Genomic DNA, 19,533 nt, shown 5'->3' with positions numbered 1-19,533 from the left:
AACTAGACGGCTGCCGCCGCTTTTTGCTGCTGTGCAATCCAACTGTTAATCTGCGTTTCCAGCATATCCAGCGGCAAGGCCCCATTGTCGATGACGGCGTTGTTAAAGCGCCGCAGGTCAAACTTGCTGCCCAATTCCTGCTGCGCTTTTTCACGCAAGGCCTTGATCTTCAACTGACCGATCTTGTAACCCAGGGCCTGGCCGGGATCGACGATGTAGCGATCGATTTCGACCTGGTTGTCGTGCGGTGGATTGGCCGTGTTGACGTTCATGTAGTCGATCGCCTGTTGCCGCGTCCAGCCCAGTGCATGCATCCCTGTATCGACCACCAGGCGGGCAGCCCGGAACAACTCATCGTTGAGATGCCCGAACTTCGAATAGGGATCGGTATAGAAACCCATTTCGCCTCCCAGGCTTTCGGCATACAACGCCCAGCCTTCGCCGAATGCAACGTACCAGCCGAAGCGCCGGAACTCAGGCAAGCCTTTTATTTCCTGGGCGCGCGCGGTTTGCAAATGGTGGCCCGGCACCGATTCATGCAGGGTGAGAGTTTCCATTTCCCACTTGGGACGCGAATCCAGCTTCGACAGGTTGGCAACGAAATAACCCGGCCGCGAACCATCCGGCGTTCCGGGCTCATAGTAAGCACCGGCCTGGTTCTCAGCACCCACTTCCGGCACCGGTTTCACATCGACCGCGGCGCGGGGAATATCGGCAAAAAAAAGCGGCAACTGCGCGGATGATTTCTTGATGATGTCCTTGTAGCCTGCCAGCAGATCTTCAGGTTTGGTGTAGTAGAAACGCGGATCTGCATTCAGGAAAGTGATGAACTCTGCAAACGTGCCCTTGAATCCGGTCTGCTGCATCACCAGTTTCATTTCCGCTTGAATCCGTGCCACTTCCTGCAGCCCGACCTCGTGGATTTCTTGCGGCGTCATGCTGGTGGTGGTATTTTCCTTGACCTTGTAGGCGTAATAGGCCGCACCGCCGGGCAAACTTGACGCCGCTATGCTGTCGCGGCAAGCTGGCAAATAGGTGTCGCTGATGTAAGCGTCCAGTTTGCGGAAAGCCGGCGCCACATCTTGCTGCAGCAGTCGGTCGCCTTCGCCCGCCAGCCTGGCGCGCTGTGCCGCCGGAATCGATGCAGGCATATCTTTGAACGGGGCTGCCAACGGGCTGCTATCGAGCTTGGCGACAAATTCCCGGAGCTGCCCCGGAACCACGCTCATCGTCACTTTGGGCGCTACCCAACCGGATTTGACGCCTTGCTGCAATTGCGCGATCACGCCATCGACATACTTGGGCAATGCCCGCAGGCGCCCAAGGTAATTGCGATAATCCTTGGCTGTATTGAATGGCGTTTGCGCAACCAGCTGCGGAAACTCGAACTGGACACCGTTCAGTTGCGAAATCGGTTCCGGATTGTATGGGTAGAATTTAGCGGCCTGGATGTTCTTCTGTTTTTCATAAACGAACAGATCGTAAGAAACCAGATCCTGGCCGCTTAACTTGTTGCGGTCAATGCGTTTGGCCTGGGCCAGCATCTGCTCCTGGTGGAGATTGCCTGCCAGGCTGGCTGCCAACGAAACATCCGACAAACGGTCGTTAAAGCGATTGTCGCCAACCGCCGTGGCAAACTCTGGCGTGTTGCGCATGCTCCACTGCCAGTCGCCGGCAAAGAGCGTATTGAGTTGCTGACGGGGCGTTGCGGCGTAGCTGAGCGGCGCCAATAGAAGACTGAAAAGCAGCGTAAAAATAAAAAGGAATTTGTTCATCCATGTCTCCGAAGATTAGCCCGCCATTCTAGCAAATCACGTCGGAAAATTTCTCAACAGAAATTCCTTTCTCACCATCGCGCTCCCCCTTGGGGACACTATCTCAAACCGGAACATCAGGTGACGGCAACGATTCGTCAAATTTACGCTGCGGCGACGCCACTACCCTGTTGCGGCCAGCATGCTTGGCTTGATACAAGGCCTGATCGGCGCGTTCGATGAGGCCTTCAAGACTCGCGTCGCTATCGGCAACCTCGCAATCAAAAGCCGCTACGCCAAAACTGGCGGTGACATTGACGATCTGGCCATCATCCAGCCGTAAATGGCAGGCATCGATGGCGCTGCGCAATTTCTCTGCGACGGCAAGCCCTTGAGACAAGTCGATTTCCGGCAACAGCGCGATGAACTCCTCGCCGCCGTAACGTGCCAGCAGATCGACCTTGCGCCGATATCGCCGACACAGGTCCGCCACGCCACGCAGCACCTGATCGCCCGCCGGATGCCCGTACTGGTCATTGACTGCCTTGAAATGATCAACGTCCATCAGGATCAGCACCAACTGCCGCCGATAACGCTGAGCGATACCGAATTGCTGCTCGCCTTGCGAAAAGAATGCACGGCGATTCAACAGTCCCGTCAGGAAATCCGTGTCGGACAACGTCTGCAATTGGGCAATCAACTCCTCGCGTTGTTTTTCGAGGCGAACTTTGGCCAGGCTATGGGCCTTCAATACATGTATCGCGCGCATCATGGCGCCAATCTCATCGTCATGATTTGGTATCGGAATAGCTGTGCTCAAACGCTCCTCGGCCAGCGATGTGAAGAGATCGGTAGCATCAAGAATCGGGCGCAGGACGCGCTGTCGTATCACCCGCATGAGCAACATGAAAATACCCAGAGCAATAACACCCAGGGCGGTTGCCGCCCACAGTACATAGGCCGCCTGCCTGTTTTTATAGTCGGCTTGCTTGAGCATCTCGGCCAGGACCAGATCGCGCAGGTGCGGAATCGCCGCCATTTTCGGCACATAGCGTGCGGTCATATCATGGGCGCTCAAACCGTAGTTTCCCGTACTGCGCCCGATGACGAACAATTCATCCAGGAAACCCAGGCCGGCGCCAAGGTATTGATCACGCACCGTATTCAGGGCCACTTCCACGGCTGGATTGCCGCTGTACGTGTGCAGTTGCAGTTCAATCACTGAATACAACTGTTCAATCTGTCCCGACAATTTGGAGAATGCGTAGATTTCCTGAACGGTAAAGGGACGCCGGGCGGCTACCGGAGCGATAGGGACAGATCCTATCTGTCCCGCAATATTGCGCAAACTGGAGGCTAGCTGAGCGCCTTGCAAACCGTCGCTAAGCTGTGCATCCGACTTGACCGCAATACCGGACAAAGTGGTAATTGCCGGCGCAAAAACACCGATCGCATGGGCCATCATTTCCAGTGCGCTACCGACGGCGGCCATGTCGCGCTGCGGTTTCGGCCCGACTAGTAAAGGATCGGCTTCTTTACGTGCCGCCGCCAGCGCTTGCTGTGTCGATTCCACCTGCGCAAGTACTGGCGCCAGCGCCGGGTCAGCTTGTACTTGCAGAGCATGATGCAAGGTTGCCAGCGATTGATCGCTTGCGGAACGCGCCAGCTCCAGTCTGGCAAACACCTCTGTGGCATCGTCCGATTCTTGCGTCAACATCGAATTGACAGGCCCGCGCTCGGCCGCCAGCGCTTCTTCCACCAGCAATGCCAGCTGCAAATTCTTAATGGCGGGCATGCTCTTTGTACTGCGTTCGTATACGGACCATTCGCTGCTTACGATCCGGCCGATCAAGGTCAGAAAAAGCAGCATCAGCAAGATCGAAATCAGCCAAAACAGGCGATTGAGCGGCATACGAAATAACATGCGTACAAATTAAGTCAAAGAATGTAGCTGATTGTTCATAATAGTTAAAATCTATTTATGCTTTAACTTCAATAGATTATTTTTTCAGCGATCCTATCACAATCCGTCGCTGCCTCGACCCGTCCGACTGTTCAGGTCCCCAGGCTCACCTGTGTTTCCGTCTGCCCGTGCATTGCCAGCACGTCACGATACAACGTGGCATAGCTCTCCCCCATCAACCTTGCAGTGAACAATTTCTGGTAACGCGCTTGTGCGCGCGTGCCCATGGCCTGCACCTGCCCGGGGTTATCCCACAGTTGCTGCATGGCCTGCCGGAAGGCTTCAGGATCGCTGGGTGGAACCACCAGTCCGGTCTCACCGTGGTTGTTGATATAACTGGTGCCAGTGCCGATCTCGCTGGAAATCATCGGCTTGCCGTACATCGCCCCTTCCAGCAGGGAGATGCCAAATGCTTCCGAACGCAAATGCGACGGAAATACGATTGCGTAAGACAACTGCAACAATGCGGCCTTGTCTTCATCGCTCACCGTCCCCAGGAAGATCACATTACGTAGTCCTTGCTCATCGGCGCGCCGTTTCAATTCCTGCTCAATCGGCCCGGCGCCGACAATCACAATCGGATAGTCGGTTCCTCGCGCCGCATCCAGCAGGATATGCAAACCCTTGTAATAGCGGATAACGCCTACAAACAAGAAAAAACGCGGACCGATCCGCTTTCTCCACTCTTCCATCCGCGTCGCAGACGGCGCTGGATAGTTGTCCTTGTCGAGTCCGATTGGAATTACCTGCGTCTTGTCTCTGTATCCGGCCAGTACTGAACTGGTTTGCAGATAATTAGGGGACGTGGCGACGATCGCGTCGACGCTGTCGAGGAAACGATGCATCAGCGGCCGATACAACTGCAACAGTGTTTTGTAGCGCACGATGTCTGAGTGATAGGTAACCACACTCGGCTTGTTCATGCGCGTAACGAAATGCGCCAGATCCATGAACGGCCACGGAAAATGGTAATGCACGATATCTACCTCGGCCGCGAGCTGCGCAAAACGCTTAAGCGCAGTAAACGAAAATCCGGTCGAAGCAATTTGCAAGTCGAGTTTGACCCGATGCACCTTATGGCCTTCGTACATCAATTCGGCCGGATCGGGATTATCGCTGAGTGTCAGTACTTCGCTCTCGATGCCGCTGGCAGACGAGCATTTACATAACTGATAAATGGTTTGCTCGATCCCGCCATACGATTCCGACCGATAAGTCTTGTAGAAATGAAGAACCCGCATTGCATACTCCTCTCGTCATCTGCCCCATCTTCCGATTCAACATGAAGTGAAAGGCTATTTTTCTATTTATACGGACTGCCTACTGCAACAACAAATAACATTACTTAACTTATTACTTAACTTTAATCATTAGCGACCTGCCGATACACGTCGGCAGTGATCGCTGCGCATTTTTTCCATGAAAACTGCGCAGACCGCTCCAAGCCGGCGAGACGCTGCGCCATCCAGGCGCTGTCATCCTCAATCAGGCGACGCATCTGCTCCGTCAATCCGACCTCATCCTGCGGATCGACATAAGTCCCGGCCGGGCCGGCCACTTCAGGCAGACTGGCGCAGGCCGTGGCAATCACCGGTGTGCCGCTGGCCATCGCTTCCAGAACCGGCAAGCCAAAGCCCTCATACAAGGAAGGAAACACCATGATCCTGGCTGCCGCCATGACGCAAGCCAGGTCCGCCTGATCCAGATAACCCGCCAAACGCACATGGCCGGAACTGATCGCTTGCGACAACGCAGCGTTCAATTCCTCGGCCTGCCATCCTGGCATGCCGACCACCAGCAGAGGGAAACGCTCCTGCAACGGTAATGGCAAACGCGCGTGCGCCTTCAGCGTCAGCAGTAGATTCTTACGTGGCTCCAGCGTCCCGACCGACAGGATGAAACCGCGACAGGCCAGGCCAAGTTTTTGGAGGCGCGCTGCCAGCTGCTGTTCAACCCTGGGGTGAAATATGCTGGAACAGGCCAGCGGCGCCACCACAATTTTTTGTTCCGGCAAGCCGAAATATTTCTTGATCTCGTGCCCGATAAATTCGGAATCAACCAAGATCCGGCTGACACGCACCAGGGCCGATGGCAACCTGCGCTCAATTTCCTTCAGGCGATCTTTAGGCTGTGTATGCGGATAATGAATATGCGTCAGATCATGCACCGTCATCACCGTCCGGCCGGAAAAATTGAACGGCCATAAACTGGGTTCGTGATACACATCCGGACGTAACTTATTTGCCCCGCGGTTAAAGCATTGCTGCTCAAGCGTCCGCCGCAAGACGTAGGCGCCCGGCAAACGCCTGGCGGCGCCGGCCCAACGCGAGTAACCGGCCATCTGCGTGCTAACGAGCATATCTTGCCAGCGCGAGCCTGAGAAATAGTGCATTCCGAGATCCGGAATTTTCTGCAACGCCTGCGCCAGTTCAGCAACATAGTTGCCGATACCGGTACGCGGCGCGCGCAGGATTTTGCTATTCAGGGCAATGGTCAGTTTCATCGTATTCACTTTGCACGCACTGCTGAATTTGTACTTGGCGCCCGACCCGCTGTATAAGCTGGCGCGTCGAATCTTCCCAGCTCAGGCAAGACCAGTCCGCCACATCTCGCGTCGCTGGAAAAATGCCGCTGTCTTCATATTTTTGTACCTGCCGGGACAATGATTCCGGCCGATGCAAATCAAAATAGCTGATAAATTCGCCACCTATCTCATGAAATACCGGAATGTCGCTCGCCATCACCGGCAAACCACGTTTCAGCGCCTCTACCAGCGGCAGGCCGAAGCCCTCCACGAATGAAGGGAAGACCAGCGCTTTCGCGCGACTATAACAATACTCCAGCTCGACGTCGCTAAGATCGTTGAACATGAACAGGCGCCGCTTCAGTTCAGGATGTTTTTTCACGCGCGCGATCAGACGCTCATTCTTCCAGCCTATGCGTCCGATGAAGCACAATACGACATCGCTGCCGTCCCGCCACAAATGCTCGAAAGCATCCAGCAGGTAGGTGTGATTCTTACGCGGCTCGATGGTACTGACCATCAGATAGATGGCGCGGTCGGACGAAAACAACTTCTCCACTACCGGACGTACCGACTGGTTTGGATCAATCTGATCGAGCTCGGAACCAAGATGGAAGAAATCGAACCAGCGTGAAACGACTCGCTCCTTGCCCAAGCGTCGCTGTACCTCGTCTCGCACCTCGTCACGGATGGTGCTCGAAATCGCAATGAAGCCATCCGCCGTATTGGCAATCCAGTCAAACCAGCGATCGAATACCTGCACCAGCGGGCCGTCGCAAAATTGGGGATGGGTCAACGGAATCAGATCGTAGATAACCGAGACGATAGCCACGCCTTCCTGCTGCAACCGCTCCGCCACAGGAAAAAAATCGGCATGCCATGATGAATCCAGCAATACCAGGACATCGTCGGCGCGACATTCCATTTCAAACGCACGCGGCTGTTCCTCGGTTTTCCTGAGAACCCATTCGGTCAGATATAAAGGCAATACGAACGACAGGCTAACCAGGCGACATACGACGTACGTCACCCGCCGTATATTATGAGAAGCAATCCATGGCCGGAATCGCAGTAGACGCGCGTGGATCAGCCAGTAACGATTGCGTACCTGCACCAGCTTCACTGCAACTTTTTCCAGTTTCTGCTGCAACCGGCTACGCCAATCATCTGTATGCGTCGGCGCCAGCTGTTTGACTTCAAGTATCTTCCCATCCTTGAATATGACGGGAATGCACACTGCATCGTCCTGCACCAACGGCAGATGATTGATGATATTGCGAACGACGCGTTGTATCCCCGAATTCATTTCGGGATGATGAAATACGTAAGTACATTCGATAAGGAATCTGGTCATGCCGCTAAACCATCCTTGCGAGTATTTCCGAGCGACCTCACCACCGCCACTTCGGGCTCCAGGAATGCGCAACCGACAAAATCAGGCCGATGCGTATTGACAACATGGAAAACGACGCTGTAGTCACGCCACTCATAGTTGGTATCAAGATGAGAATCCAGTTTCGACAGGGAAATCGAAATCGCATAATTACCTTTGCCGAGATTCATGGCAAAGCGCCAGCGATAAACCAGATCCTCTCCCACCTGCAAATCGGTCTGCGGTTTGTTCAGGCGGTGGGTATTGATGCCGAATACAGCTAGTCCCAGCTTGTCCGTGATCATGTAGCCCATCACCAGACGCGGCACTTCGGAGTTGATCGCAACCCGGACTTCCAGCGTAACGTAGGCGCCGACTTCAACCACGTCGAGTTCCCTGCCCTCGTCGTCCAGCAGCCTGACCTCGGAAACACTGGCTTCGCCGGTTCCGGAAATGGTTCTCACCTTTCCATCCGGCTGGCGTTCTTGCCGGACCGTGCTACGGTCGCGCTCGGCCATCATCGCATTATAGAAATCCATCACTTCCACCGGACTGCCTTGCATTTCCAAACGCCCGTGGTTAAGCAGTATGGCCCGATCGCAAATGGTCTGGATGGCATAACGGTCATGCGACACAATTAACAGGGTAGTGCCGGCGCGGCGGAACTCTCTGATCCGTTCAAAACTCTTGTGCTGAAAATACGCATCGCCGACGGACAAGGCTTCATCGACAATCAGCACGTCCGGCCTACTGGCCGTTGCAACACTGAATGCCAGCCGCATCTGCATTCCGCTGGAGTAAGTTCGTATCGGCTGATCCATGTATTCGCCAATTTCGGCGAATGCCTCGATAGCCGGCATCAGCGCCTCGATTTCCTCTGCTCTCAGGCCCTGCAACTGGCCAGCCATGATGGCGTTTTGCCTGCCGGTAAAATCCGGGTGAAAACCCATGCCGAGTTCCAGCAGCGCCGCCACCCTTCCCTGAATGTCGATGGTACCGGCGGTGCCTTGGGTAGTCCCCGCGATCATTTTCAAAAGCGTGCTTTTTCCAGCGCCGTTGACGCCGACAATACCGACAGCTTCGCCAGCCGCCAATTCGAAATCGATATCCTGCAAAACCCAGTGCAACTGATGCCGCGGCCCTGCAAAAGGCAGCACCCATTCAGCGAGGCGCGCCCAGCGTCCGCGATATGTCTTGTAGGCTTTGCCTAAACCTTTAACCGTGATCTTACCCATCATAGTTCATCCACCATTTCACCTGCATGCCGGCGAAACAGCTGCAAGCCGAAAATACACAGGGCAACGCTCAACAAGGTCACTACCCACAGATCGCTCCATTGCGGCCACGCGCCGCTGACGAAAATCCCCTGGTAGGCAATCATCAGAGCTGTCATCGGATTAAATTTGAGCAAGCCTTGCACCCCTGCGGGCAAGGTGGTGACCGTATACACAATCGGCGTAAACCAAAACCAAAACTGCAGCACGATGCCGAACAGCTGGCCGATGTCGCGGAAAAATACGTTCAGCACGCCAAGAACAATGCCCAGGCCGATAGAGAACAGTATTTGTATCAACAGCAATGGCAGCACGCCAAGGAAAGCCCAGCCTGGAAAATTACCTGATATGAGCAGGAATCCCAGGAACAAGCCGAAGATGATGGAGAAATTCACCCCCGCATTCATTACCGTGATGATCGGCAGGCAAATGCGTGGGAAATTCAGCTTCTTGATCATGTTGCCGTTTTCCAGAAACACGTTCTGCATGCGCGATACGGTCTCGGTAAAAAAGCCCCAGGTCAGCAAGCCGGCGCACAGATAAATCCCATAGGCAAACTGGCTGCTGGCATTAGGCAAACGCGCATGCATCAATTGCGAAAAAATCACCGTATACACCACGATCATTGCCAGCGGGTTTAGCACCATCCATACGGCACCCAGCATCGAATTGCGGTAGCGCGCCTGGAACTCGCGCTTGACGCTGCCGAGCATGAAGCCACGGTAGTGCCACAGCGAGCTCAAAATGGTTTGAGTCTTGCTCTGCGACCGTATATTCGACATTATTTGCACCTGCCGTATTTATCGTCAAAGCGCACGATATCGTCTTCACCCAGGTAAGCGCCGCTCTGCACTTCTATCATGACCAGCTCCAGCAGGCCCGGATTTTCCAGGCGATGCCTGGTTCCGGCAGGGATATAGGTAGATTCGTTGGTGTTGACGTAGATTTCCTTCTCGCCGTTGACCACCTTGGCCATGCCATGCACCACCACCCAATGCTCGCTGCGATGATGATGCATCTGCAGCGATAGTGATGCGCCTTGCTTGACGACGATGCGTTTGATCTTGAAATTCGGTCCCTGTTCCAGCAAGGTATAACTGCCCCACGGCCGAAACACAGTGCGATGTAATTTATACGTATCGTGCTCGGTACTCTTGAGCTGATGCACAATCTTCTTCACATTCTGAACATGATCCGGATGCGCAATCAAAAGCGCATCAGGCGTGTCCACGACGATCAGGTTATTGACGCCGACTGTCGCCACCAGACGCTGCTCGGAGTATATGTAATTGTTCCTGCTGTCGATCAGCACAGCTTCGCCCAGCACGCGATTTTCCTGTTCATCCGGCTCCACCAGCTGTCGTAAAGCGCCCCAGGAACCAATATCGTTCCAGTCAAAACTAGCCGGTATCACCGCTACCAGGTCAGAGCGCTCCAGTACCGCATAGTCGATTGAAATATCTTGCATCGCCACGAAACTGTTCCCATCCAGTTCCTGCAGCAAGACACCGGCCGAAGGACTGGCGGGACTGGCTTCGATGCATGTACTGGCCAGCGACAGGATGTCAGGCGCGTACTTTTCCAGCTCAGTTAAAAAAGTCGACACCGAGAAGCAGAATATGCCGGCATTCCATAAATGTTTGCCACTTTCGACAAAGGCGGCGGCCCGTTCCGCATCCGGCTTTTCGATGAAACGCTTTACCCTGGCGGCTCCTGCCGTATCGATTTCTGCGCCGCATTCGATATAACCGTAGCCGGTTTCGGGCGTCAGCGGCCGCACCCCGAAGGTCACCAGATAGCCCTGTTTAGCGACTTCCACCGCGTGATGCACAGCTTCTGAAAATCGTTCGACGTCTTTGATCAGATGGTCTGCAGGCATCACTACCATGATGGTATTGTCGCCATGCAGCGCGCGCAACGACAATGCGGCGACAGCAATCGCAGGCGCCGTATTACGACCCGACGGTTCAAGTATGAAATGCGGCCGATGATGGATACCCAGGTCGGCCGACGTGAATTCGTCTTTGCTCTGGAAGTAGTAATCCCGGTTGGTGACACTCAGAATGTCGCCACGGATGCCGAGCTGGGCGACTCGCTGATAGGTTTTTTGCAGCAAACTCTTGCCGTCCGGGAGTTTGATGAATGGTTTGGGATGCCCTTCGCGCGACACCGGCCACAGGCGCGCGCCGGCGCCGCCTGAAAGCACCACCGGAACAATCACTGCGGTTGCTGTTAATGGGATACCGGGTTCTGGAGTGCGCATTTTTATCTCCCCCTTATTCTTTACCGACGCGACGCAAATCTGCGTCAACCATTTGCCGGATCAATTGCTCGAGACCGGTTTTCGGCTTCCAATCCAATTTCCGCAGAGCTTTAGCCGGGTTACCAAGCAAGACGTCCACCTCGGCCGGCCGGAACAGTTGCGGATCGATTACCAGGTAATCTTCATAATTCAGGTCAAGATGAGAGAAAGCGATACGGCACATATCGCGCACGCTGGTGGTGACGCCGGTGGCAATTACATAGTCATCGGCTTGTGCTTGCTGCAGCATCAACCACATTGCTTCCACGTAGTCGCCGGCAAAACCCCAGTCGCGCTTGGCGTCGATGTTGCCAAGCCGGAGTTCCTTTTGTTTACCGAGTTTGATGCGTGCCGCTGCATCAGTTACCTTGCGCGTGACGAATTCTATGCCGCGCAAAGGCGATTCATGATTGAACAGGATGCCGCTGGATGCATGCAACCCAAAACTTTCCCGGTAATTGACGGTGATCCAATGGCCGTAGAGCTTGGCCACGCCGTAAGGACTGCGTGGATAGAACGGCGTGCTTTCATCCTGGTGTTCAGCCTGGATCAAGCCAAACATCTCGCTGGTGGAAGCTTGATAGAAACGCGACTCGGGACTGAACTGGCGAATCGCTTCCAGCATATGCGTCACGCCCAAGCCATCTACCATGCCGGTTACCACCGGCTGGTTCCAGGAAGTGCCGACAAAACTTTGCGCGCCCAGGTTATAAATTTCATCAGGACGCGACTGGCACACCGCCCTGATTGCTGAGGTGGCATCTGCCAGGTCGCCTTCAATGAATTGCAGTCTTTCCACAATTCCCAGCTCTCGCAAGCGCCACAAGGTATCGCTGCTGCGTCTTGCCAGCAAACCGTAAACCTTGTAATCCTTATCAAGTAACAACTTGGCAAGGTAGGCGCCGTCTTGTCCGGTGATACCGGTAATCAATGCAGTTTTTGTCATCGCGTCTATCTCCGTCATTTCTATTTTTGCTTTACTCTTGCTCTGCTCATTTCAATTGCGTCTGGCCCGGGAGTCACCGCTTGGCGCTCTCCGCCGCCACTCTGGCATCCCAATCCGACAAAACGCTCAGCAAAGTCTGCTGCATCGGAATGCGCGGCGTCCATGCTGTCGCCAGCGCGATTTTTTGATTGCTACCCTGCACCCGGCGCAGGTCGGACGGCCGCAAACGCGTTGGATCTCGTTCGATCGCGACATCTATCTCGGTCAGGTAGAGCATGCTGGCAATCATGTCGCGAATCAGATACTCCTTGCCTGAGCAAACATTGTAGATTTCCCCATTCTGACCTTTTTCCAATAGCGCCAGATATGCTGAAATGACATCTTCCACATCAAGGAAATCACGGCTGACATCGACGTCGCCAACTAAAATGCCAGCGCCTTGCAGTCCCAGCTTGATACGCGCCAATTGCCGTGCGACGCTAGAGATCACAAAATCTTCTCGCTGCCCCGGGCCGATGTGGTTAAACGGACGTGCAACCAGAATGCGCCAAGGCATATTGCAGCTCCACTGGTAGCACAACAATTCTGCCGCGGCCTTGCTGACTGCATAGGGATTCTGCGGACGTGCCGGCTGCTGCTCGCTGATCGGCAAGAATTCCGGACTCACCCGACCGTAGACATCGCCGGAACTGATATATAGAAAAGTCCCGTTGAAGCCGCTCCGCTGTAGTGCCTGCAGCAGGTTAAGCGTTCCCTTGAGATTGACGTCCAGGGTGTGCGCCGGATCGCGAAATGCTTCCGGTATGAAGGTCTGGCCGGCAAGATGGATCACGGCATCCGGACACGCCTGCCGTAGTACACGCTCCAGCGAATCCGGGTCAAGCAAATCGTAAGGAGTGTCTGCCAACACCAGCTCCCAACCCTGTGCAGCGACCACATGCGCGCGTGCGCGCTCAAAAGCAAGGCCTACAAATCCCGACTGCCCGGTTATAAATAAACGTTTCATATGCAGTCAATCCTTCCCTGCCGTTGTTCGGTTAAATACATACCGCGCTTTCCATTACGGCTTGCGCGCAATAATGACCTGGCTTTTCGGCATGAAATTGTTCAATGCAAGCCTGACTTGCTCACCTTCCCGAGTGTCCATCAACGTTTCCCAAGTCTTTGCCCAGTTATCCAGCAAAGGATGACTTGCATTGCTCAGATCGACCTTGCAAATCCAGAAAAAAAGCCACCAGACTGACCAGTAGAAACCGAAGTACTCGTGCCGTTCGATCACCAGGCCGGCATCTGTCACCATTTTTTCAAATTCGTCGCGCTGAATAATGCGGATATGGTTCGGCTTCTCGAAATACCAAGGCGGAGCCACTCCTTTCTGCAAGGTCTCTTGTACCGGATCCGGTACCGATAGCAGGTAATGCGCGCCCGACTTGCCAACCCTGACCAGTTCGCTCAAAAACTGCGCTGTGTCGTCGACATGTTCCAGCACTTCCATGCACACCACTTTGGATGCTGTGCCATCTGCCAGCGTCAAGGGATTGGCATCGCCTACTATTCCCTGCACCATCCGCGCCGGGGTTTCCGCCAGACGTTGCATGGTGGACTCCACCTTCGCCGCATCGATGTCAGCCACGATTACATGCGCGCCGTGGTTCGCGCAAAACAGCGAGTTGCCGCCGTCGCCGCAGCCGATATCGAGCACCACATCTTCAGCACTGATGACAAAGCCGCGATAAAGTTCACTGCTTTCGTGCAGGTACCAGCCACTTTCCAAGGCATCACGCAAGCCTACATGAAACGAATCGATCGCCACCGCTGGCGGTACCGTCACCGTGGCATGCGCTTCAGGAACAACGGCCTTGCTTTTTTTGATGCCGAAAAATCTTTTGAACATGTCTCGCATACTGTTTTTGCTTTCACTGTTATCGATGGACCTTACCTGATGCAAGTGAACTATGTCTGAAACTGAAGCTGGCGCTCGCCCATCCTGTCGACAATTTTTTTACCCCGTGCGCGTAAGGGGACCTCAATAAAACGATAGTTAATTTCGCTGAATGCAATCACCAGCACCGCAGCTGTAAGTATCAACCTGAGATTGTAGGTTTGATCAAAAACAGTGCCTGCGGGGGTGATCCAATACCAGATTTGACGGCTCATGAGATAGGCTGGCATATGCGTCAGATACAGCGCGTAGGAACGACTTCCAATCCACAGCAGTACACGCTTCAAGGGATTGTCCGGCATCAGATAATCCGCGTCGTAGGAGGCAATCCAAACCAGCGCTGCGGAGATCAATGCAACGACCCCGACCCGATAACGGAAATTCTCAGGTTGCTCCGTGCCGATTACTGCCAACCCGGCGACCAGGATCGCGAGGAGAGCAAAACGCACCCAGTGTCGCTTTTGGAGAAAAATCGGTTCCAGCCTGCGATAACCGCGGTGCGCGCTCCAGATTGCCAGTAGCACGCCCAACAACAACGCATCGGATCGCGTCTGCATCAATAGGAGTGAATGGTTACGAAGCGCAAAGAATTGCAGTACTACCAAGACAATCAATACACCGGAAATCCAGCGGCGGCAGACAAACGCGATAATCGGCAGCAGCAAGTAAAACTGCTCTTCCAGGGAGAGACTCCAATACGGAAAAGCCGGTCCGAGTTCTTCAAAGCCGAACTTGTACATCAGGCGAAAGTTTGCATAATTCAAAAATCCCGCAAGGGTGCCATCCAGATTCGCCTGCAGAGAGCCGAATATGCCGGATTTCTTGAAGGCCACGGCGGCCAGCAACAACAGCGCCAGCCAAAGCCAGGCAGAAGGCCACAAGCGCCAGGCGCGCCGGATCCAGAACCTGATTGCTACAGAAAAGAATCCCTGGCGATCTTCGGTACGGTTAAGCCGTGGAATCAGATCCCTTGCAATAACGAAACCGGAAATCACAAAGAACAAATCAACCCCGGTCCAAAATCCGAAATGGCTATAGGCGTACGCAAAAATTTCGCCCGGCTGTCCGATCAAATTGAATCGCGTATGCTCGAACAACACGAAAAGCACGGCGATCCCGCGCAATAATTCGATGTCTTTAATCCGATGGTTCATGTGCGATCGGCTCCGGATATCAGCTATGGCCTGGTTTGCGGGCGGCGAGGAGTTTCATCATGTGGTGATCTTTTCCGCGACCTTTTCCGCAACCTTGGCAACGTCACCCTCATTCATCCGAGGATGGGCGGCAAAAAAAGCGAGCAAACGTTCTTTGATCACCGCACGCGAGCAGTGCAGTTGCAACCGTCGCACCGCGTGTTCGGCCATTTGCCAATACTTGTCCGGCTCCTGCCTTGCGACGCGATAACTGTCTTTGTAGGCCGCAAGCAAAGTGCCCCAGTCTATGCGGTAACGCAGGGTACGGTATGCCTGGCGCGGGTCGTGCGGCCAGTGGCTGGGCTCGGTGTTGGAGTCCAGCACAAAAGCATTGTCGTTATCGATATAGTCGGCCATGGCGGTGTTTCGCGGCGCGATGGCTGGCTTGCCGCAGGACATGAATTCCATCAAAGGCAGGCATTGGCCTTCGCCGTGCGAAGTGTTCAGGACATAGGTCGTTGCCGATACCAGGCTTTCGTAATCGGCGTCGCTCAGGTAACCGTGGATCAGCAGAATCCGGCATTTGAACGGCGTCAGCTTATAGACATTCTCGAGCAAATTATCGATGCCGATGCGCACATCGTGGTGCGTCAGCTTCAACACCAGCGTGGCGTCTTCGACATCGCGGAAAGCCCAGCAAAAGGCGCTGATCATGTCGTACCAGTTCTTGCGTCCGTCATACGGATTGAAAACCGAGGTATACACCACCCCGTCGATATGGACCTTGACCGGCTCACGCCTGGCAAGCGCCGGCGGCCGCACCAGATCCGGCTTGGGATCGCGTCGGCGCGGCACGCTATAGGGAGAAAGGTCGACCGTACGGCTATCGATCACAGTGCCGGCCACATGCAGGTCAACTCCGCCAGGATAATTGGCAATCGATAATTTCTCGCGCAATGCGGTAAAACGATCCCAGACCGGCGCCGGGATGGATGCTACCGGAAACGCCGGCGTCATCGCCTGCCGCACCGAATCCGCGGTGAACACCGAATGCGTGATCGCGCTGCCGACTTTATCGAACACATAGCGCCAGTCATGGCGCGGCTCGCCAAACCAGACTTCATTGGGCAGCGTACTGAATTCCCAGGCGAACACCGGGATGGTCGGGCAAATCAGATCGACCACCGTTTTATGCGGTGGCGAAAATGACAGGAAAACGCAGGATTCGCCATGTGCTTTGGCGCTCCTGTAGATGTCATCCACCTCACGCGCAGGATCGCTGACGGCAACCACGATGCCAATCTGTTCCAGTACCGGGCGGAATTCTTTCAAGACGAAATAATAACTGTATTCTGGCAAGCCCAGATTGGACGCAATCGAGCCGGAGTTGGTTTCTGAATAAATAATAATAATCATCTGGCGGCCACCCCTGCTTGCTGAAAGAAACCGCGCAGCTGTTCCTTCACGACCGCTCCTGAACTATAGGACTCCAGGCGCGCCATGGCTTGCTTGCTCATGTCGAGATATTTTTCAGGCTGCTGTTTGGCTACCCGATAGCTGTCTCCGTACGCTGTGCAGATTGACTCCCAGTCGAGGCGGTAACGCAAGGTGCGGAACAGGTCGCGCGGATCGTGCGGCCAGACATTGTGCTCGAGGCCGGACTTGACGATGAAGGCTGCGCCGTCGTCAATATAGTCTTCCATCGCCGTGTGCCGCGGCGCGATGACTGGCTTACCGCAGCACATGAACTCCATCAGCGGCAAACACAAACCTTCGCACAGCGAGGTATTGACGTAATAGCTGGTAGCGCCGATCAGTTCCTCATAAGTTGCGTCATCCAGGTAGGCATGCAGGGTCAGGACCCGGCATTTGAACGGTGCCAACTGCGACAGCAAAGTCAGCAAAGTGTTGTGATACCGCGACAGATCGCGCTCATTCATCTTCAGCACCAGCGTCGCGTCTTCGACGTCACGGAAAGTCCAGCAAAATGCGGTCACCATGTCAAACCAGTTCTTGCGGCCATCCTTGGGACTGAGGATAGAGGTATAAACCACCCCATCCAGATTGACCACTGCTTCCGGCTCCAGCACCTCGACCGGCGCAACTGGCAATAGCGGTGGCCGTGGCGACTCCGGTAGTTCAGGCCGTTGCAGCGGCGCTATCGGCAACTGCTGCGGCGGAATTGCCCTGCTTTCATAACCCATAGCTGCGCGTACGAGGGCATCCCCGCTACGTCCGCTGATCGCCACTGCTCTGGCTAGCCATAAAGGCAGCAGATCGCGTAATGCTTCACGATACCATGTCAGCAAATGGCGTTTGGTCACGGCCAGTCGATAACGCAAATTTTTGGCGGGCGCTACGGGTTCAGGCTGGGCTGGCGGCTCCGGCGCCAGTTGTGGCGGCTCAGGTGGCGGCTCCATTTCATCCGACGCTTCGGGAAAGGTGATGTGCGCGATCAAACCGTCCGCGGACAAACCCAACAAGTGACTATCGATTACAGTGCCGCGCAGGTTCAACACACTTTCCCTTGGCGGCAACCTGGCGCCGAATCGCGCGCGGGCGCCGGCAAACTGCTCCCACAAAGGCGCCGGCACCGCCAACACCGGAAATGCCGCTCCCATCGCATCCCTGACAATACGGGCTGTATAGCTTGACAGCGTTATCGCCCTGCCATGGCGAGCAAACACTACACGCCAGTCGTTACGCGCATCGTCATCCCACATTTCATCGGGGATATTGCTGTATTCCCATGCGAAAACTGAAATCGTCGGGCATTTGAGATTGATCAGCGTCTTGTTCGGCGGGGAAAAGGACAGGAACACGCATTCCTCGCCGCGCTGCCGGCATTCTTCAAACAGGGGATCGACTTCAGTTTCCGGGTGCCGTACCAGCGTGACCGTACCGAGTTCTGCCAACACGGTGCGAAAGGCTTTCAAGACGAAATAGTAGCTGTACTCTGGTAAACCAAGGCTTTTATCGATCGTACTTTCGCCAATATCCGAATACAGAATGAAATTCATCAAAATCGTACTTTTAGTCGAATGTTAATCGTCCAACCATTGCTTATTGCAACTTCAGACTAGTCTCAACCCCGTAAACGAGGCAATTCTTTATTATGTATTCAGGGGGCGGGGGCAGCCGTGCGGCGCATCACCAAGAAAGTTTCCTATCAAACACACTCCCTGTTGCTGTCGATAATACCTGATACCAGTGGGCGGTAGTACGATAGGCCCCAGCTTTAGAGCGGGAACCCTATTGTGTCGAAATGTAACGTAGGGTTGCTTCGGGAATACCAGTCAGTTGATCTGACAAGAAGCGCCGGGTAGGAGGGGCAATGCGCAATCGATAACAATTACAAAAACATTAATCTCAAATAAGAGTGAGCGCAATTTGCCAATCAACCGCTCAGGCGAGCGGCAGCGCATGCTCCATGCAGTACTGGCTGATCCACTCGCGGAAGATGCTGACTTTTTGCTGGTTAGCGACACTTTCCGGATAAACGAAGTAATAGCTTTGCCCTGGCATCACACAGTCGAACGGTTTGACCAGACGCTGCATCTCGAGATCATCGCCCGCCAGGATGCAATCGCCTATCGCCACGCCGAATCCTTGCGCCGCAGCGTTCACGGCCGAGTCCAGGGTTTCGAAGCTCTGTCCGCTACTGGCGTCTACACCTTTGACGCCTGCAAAGCGCAACCACATTTCCCAATCCCGATGGTCCCTGGTGGGATGCAGCAAAGTCTGCTGCGCCAGTTGCTCCGGCACTAACTGCGGTTGTTGCTTGAGCATCGCCGGCGAACATACCGGCGTCAATTGCTCGGTAAACAGCAAAAGCGAATGGGTATCTTTACCGGTCGGCGTGCCGTATACGATGGCCGCGTCAAACGACTCGCGCTGGAAGTCGACATTGTGCTGCAAAGCTGTTGTGACCTGCAGCTGGATATCCGGATGCTCAGCCTGGAACAGCATGATCTTGGGATAAATCCAACGCATGATGCAGGTCGGCACTTTCAATGCCAGGTCGGTGCGCTGCCGCGTCAACCGGGTTGAAATCTCCTCAATCCGCGCGAAGCTTTCACGCACTGCCGGCAGCAGCAGCTCGCCCTCTTCGGTCAGCGTCAAACCGCGCGCATGGCGCTGGAACAACGGGAAGCCGTAATACTCCTCCAGGATCAGTATCTGCCGGCTGACCGCGCCTTGTGTCAAGCATAGATAGTTAGCGGCATGCGTAATATTTTGATGGCGAGCGACAGTCTCGAAGACTTGCAGGGCATTCAAAGGTGGCAATTTACGCATGAGCATCTCCGAAGATTCAAGCCACCA

General features: G+C 54.6%; 15 protein-coding genes. All 15 read right to left on the bottom strand.

The annotated features are described in order from the left end of the window. Nucleotides 1-2 precede the first annotated feature (2 nt). A complete protein-coding gene (locus tag BM029_RS13155) occupies nucleotides 3-1,775 on the bottom strand; it encodes a DUF885 domain-containing protein (protein ID WP_092436696.1) in 1,773 nt (590 codons plus the stop codon). Nucleotides 1,776-1,878: 103 nt separating this feature from the next. Continuing rightward, the gene (locus BM029_RS13150) at nucleotides 1,879-3,666 is read right to left on the bottom strand and encodes a GGDEF domain-containing protein (protein WP_170851071.1); all 1,788 of its coding nucleotides are present in this window, start codon (nucleotides 3,664-3,666) and stop codon (nucleotides 1,879-1,881) included. Between the two features lie 143 nt (nucleotides 3,667-3,809). Next, a complete protein-coding gene (locus BM029_RS13145) occupies nucleotides 3,810-4,958 on the bottom strand; it encodes a glycosyltransferase family 4 protein (protein ID WP_092436692.1) in 1,149 nt (382 codons plus the stop codon). A gap of 122 nt (nucleotides 4,959-5,080) precedes the next feature. Further along, complete coding sequence (locus BM029_RS13140; protein ID WP_244545036.1) at nucleotides 5,081-6,220, bottom strand: glycosyltransferase family 4 protein; 1,140 nt, start codon at nucleotides 6,218-6,220, stop codon at nucleotides 5,081-5,083. Then, nucleotides 6,195-7,595: a glycosyltransferase family 4 protein gene (locus tag BM029_RS13135; RefSeq protein ID WP_092436688.1), complete on the bottom strand. Its 1,401-nt coding sequence runs from the start codon at nucleotides 7,593-7,595 to the stop codon at nucleotides 6,195-6,197. Before BM029_RS13135 ends, BM029_RS13140 begins: the two co-directional genes overlap by 26 nt. Then, nucleotides 7,592-8,848 carry an ABC transporter ATP-binding protein gene (locus BM029_RS13130; protein ID WP_170851075.1) on the bottom strand — a complete coding sequence of 419 codons (1,257 nt, stop codon included), beginning with the start codon at nucleotides 8,846-8,848 and terminating at the stop codon, nucleotides 7,592-7,594. Before BM029_RS13130 ends, BM029_RS13135 begins: the two co-directional genes overlap by 4 nt. After that, complete coding sequence (locus BM029_RS13125; protein WP_092436684.1) at nucleotides 8,848-9,669, bottom strand: ABC transporter permease; 822 nt, start codon at nucleotides 9,667-9,669, stop codon at nucleotides 8,848-8,850. The genes BM029_RS13130 and BM029_RS13125 overlap by 1 nt, the downstream gene beginning before the upstream one ends. Next, the gene (locus tag BM029_RS13120) at nucleotides 9,669-11,150 is read right to left on the bottom strand and encodes a mannose-1-phosphate guanylyltransferase/mannose-6-phosphate isomerase (RefSeq protein ID WP_211482475.1); all 1,482 of its coding nucleotides are present in this window, start codon (nucleotides 11,148-11,150) and stop codon (nucleotides 9,669-9,671) included. The genes BM029_RS13125 and BM029_RS13120 overlap by 1 nt, the downstream gene beginning before the upstream one ends. Before the next feature lie 13 nt (nucleotides 11,151-11,163). Then, on the bottom strand, nucleotides 11,164-12,135 hold the full coding sequence (locus tag BM029_RS13115) for a GDP-mannose 4,6-dehydratase (RefSeq protein ID WP_092436802.1): 972 nt from the start codon (nucleotides 12,133-12,135) through the stop codon (nucleotides 11,164-11,166). Nucleotides 12,136-12,208: 73 nt separating this feature from the next. Further along, a complete protein-coding gene (locus BM029_RS13110; protein ID WP_092436682.1) occupies nucleotides 12,209-13,141 on the bottom strand; it encodes a GDP-mannose 4,6-dehydratase in 933 nt (310 codons plus the stop codon). A gap of 54 nt (nucleotides 13,142-13,195) precedes the next feature. After that, nucleotides 13,196-14,029, bottom strand: a complete 834-nt coding sequence (locus BM029_RS13105) for a class I SAM-dependent methyltransferase (RefSeq protein WP_244545035.1) — start codon at nucleotides 14,027-14,029, stop codon at nucleotides 13,196-13,198. Between the two features lie 59 nt (nucleotides 14,030-14,088). Beyond that, the gene (locus tag BM029_RS13100) at nucleotides 14,089-15,231 is read right to left on the bottom strand and encodes an acyltransferase family protein (RefSeq protein WP_092436678.1); all 1,143 of its coding nucleotides are present in this window, start codon (nucleotides 15,229-15,231) and stop codon (nucleotides 14,089-14,091) included. A 57-nt stretch (nucleotides 15,232-15,288) separates the two neighbouring features. After that, entirely contained in the window at nucleotides 15,289-16,626 is a 1,338-nt protein-coding gene (locus tag BM029_RS13095; protein WP_092436676.1) for a glycosyltransferase, read from the bottom strand. After that, a complete protein-coding gene (locus BM029_RS13090; RefSeq protein ID WP_092436674.1) occupies nucleotides 16,623-18,230 on the bottom strand; it encodes a glycosyltransferase in 1,608 nt (535 codons plus the stop codon). Before BM029_RS13090 ends, BM029_RS13095 begins: the two co-directional genes overlap by 4 nt. A gap of 385 nt (nucleotides 18,231-18,615) precedes the next feature. Next, complete coding sequence (locus BM029_RS13085) at nucleotides 18,616-19,506, bottom strand: LysR substrate-binding domain-containing protein (protein WP_092436672.1); 891 nt, start codon at nucleotides 19,504-19,506, stop codon at nucleotides 18,616-18,618. Nucleotides 19,507-19,533 lie beyond the last annotated feature (27 nt).

The sequence above is a fragment of the Collimonas sp. OK607 genome, from assembly GCF_900111995.1.
Lineage (GTDB): Bacteria > Pseudomonadota > Gammaproteobacteria > Burkholderiales > Burkholderiaceae_D > Collimonas.
This window is presented reverse-complemented; position numbering and strand designations above follow the sequence as displayed.

Excerpts from the sequence above, each read along its gene's own strand:
- BM029_RS13155 (WP_092436696.1), bottom strand. The coding sequence starts at position 1,775 with ATGAACAAATTCCTTTTTATTTTTACGCTGCTTTTCAGTCTTCTATTG.
- BM029_RS13150 (WP_170851071.1), bottom strand. The coding sequence starts at position 3,666 with ATGCCGCTCAATCGCCTGTTTTGGCTGATTTCGATCTTGCTGATGCTG.
- BM029_RS13145 (WP_092436692.1), bottom strand. The coding sequence starts at position 4,958 with ATGCGGGTTCTTCATTTCTACAAGACTTATCGGTCGGAATCGTATGGC.
- BM029_RS13140 (WP_244545036.1), bottom strand. The coding sequence starts at position 6,220 with ATGAAACTGACCATTGCCCTGAATAGCAAAATCCTGCGCGCGCCGCGT.
- BM029_RS13135 (WP_092436688.1), bottom strand. The coding sequence starts at position 7,595 with ATGACCAGATTCCTTATCGAATGTACTTACGTATTTCATCATCCCGAA.
- BM029_RS13130 (WP_170851075.1), bottom strand. The coding sequence starts at position 8,848 with ATGGGTAAGATCACGGTTAAAGGTTTAGGCAAAGCCTACAAGACATAT.
- BM029_RS13125 (WP_092436684.1), bottom strand. The coding sequence starts at position 9,669 with ATGTCGAATATACGGTCGCAGAGCAAGACTCAAACCATTTTGAGCTCG.
- BM029_RS13120 (WP_211482475.1), bottom strand. The coding sequence starts at position 11,150 with ATGCGCACTCCAGAACCCGGTATCCCATTAACAGCAACCGCAGTGATT.
- BM029_RS13115 (WP_092436802.1), bottom strand. The coding sequence starts at position 12,135 with ATGACAAAAACTGCATTGATTACCGGTATCACCGGACAAGACGGCGCC.
- BM029_RS13110 (WP_092436682.1), bottom strand. The coding sequence starts at position 13,141 with ATGAAACGTTTATTTATAACCGGGCAGTCGGGATTTGTAGGCCTTGCT.
- BM029_RS13105 (WP_244545035.1), bottom strand. The coding sequence starts at position 14,029 with ATGTTCAAAAGATTTTTCGGCATCAAAAAAAGCAAGGCCGTTGTTCCT.
- BM029_RS13100 (WP_092436678.1), bottom strand. The coding sequence starts at position 15,231 with ATGAACCATCGGATTAAAGACATCGAATTATTGCGCGGGATCGCCGTG.
- BM029_RS13095 (WP_092436676.1), bottom strand. The coding sequence starts at position 16,626 with ATGATTATTATTATTTATTCAGAAACCAACTCCGGCTCGATTGCGTCC.
- BM029_RS13090 (WP_092436674.1), bottom strand. The coding sequence starts at position 18,230 with ATGAATTTCATTCTGTATTCGGATATTGGCGAAAGTACGATCGATAAA.
- BM029_RS13085 (WP_092436672.1), bottom strand. The coding sequence starts at position 19,506 with ATGCGTAAATTGCCACCTTTGAATGCCCTGCAAGTCTTCGAGACTGTC.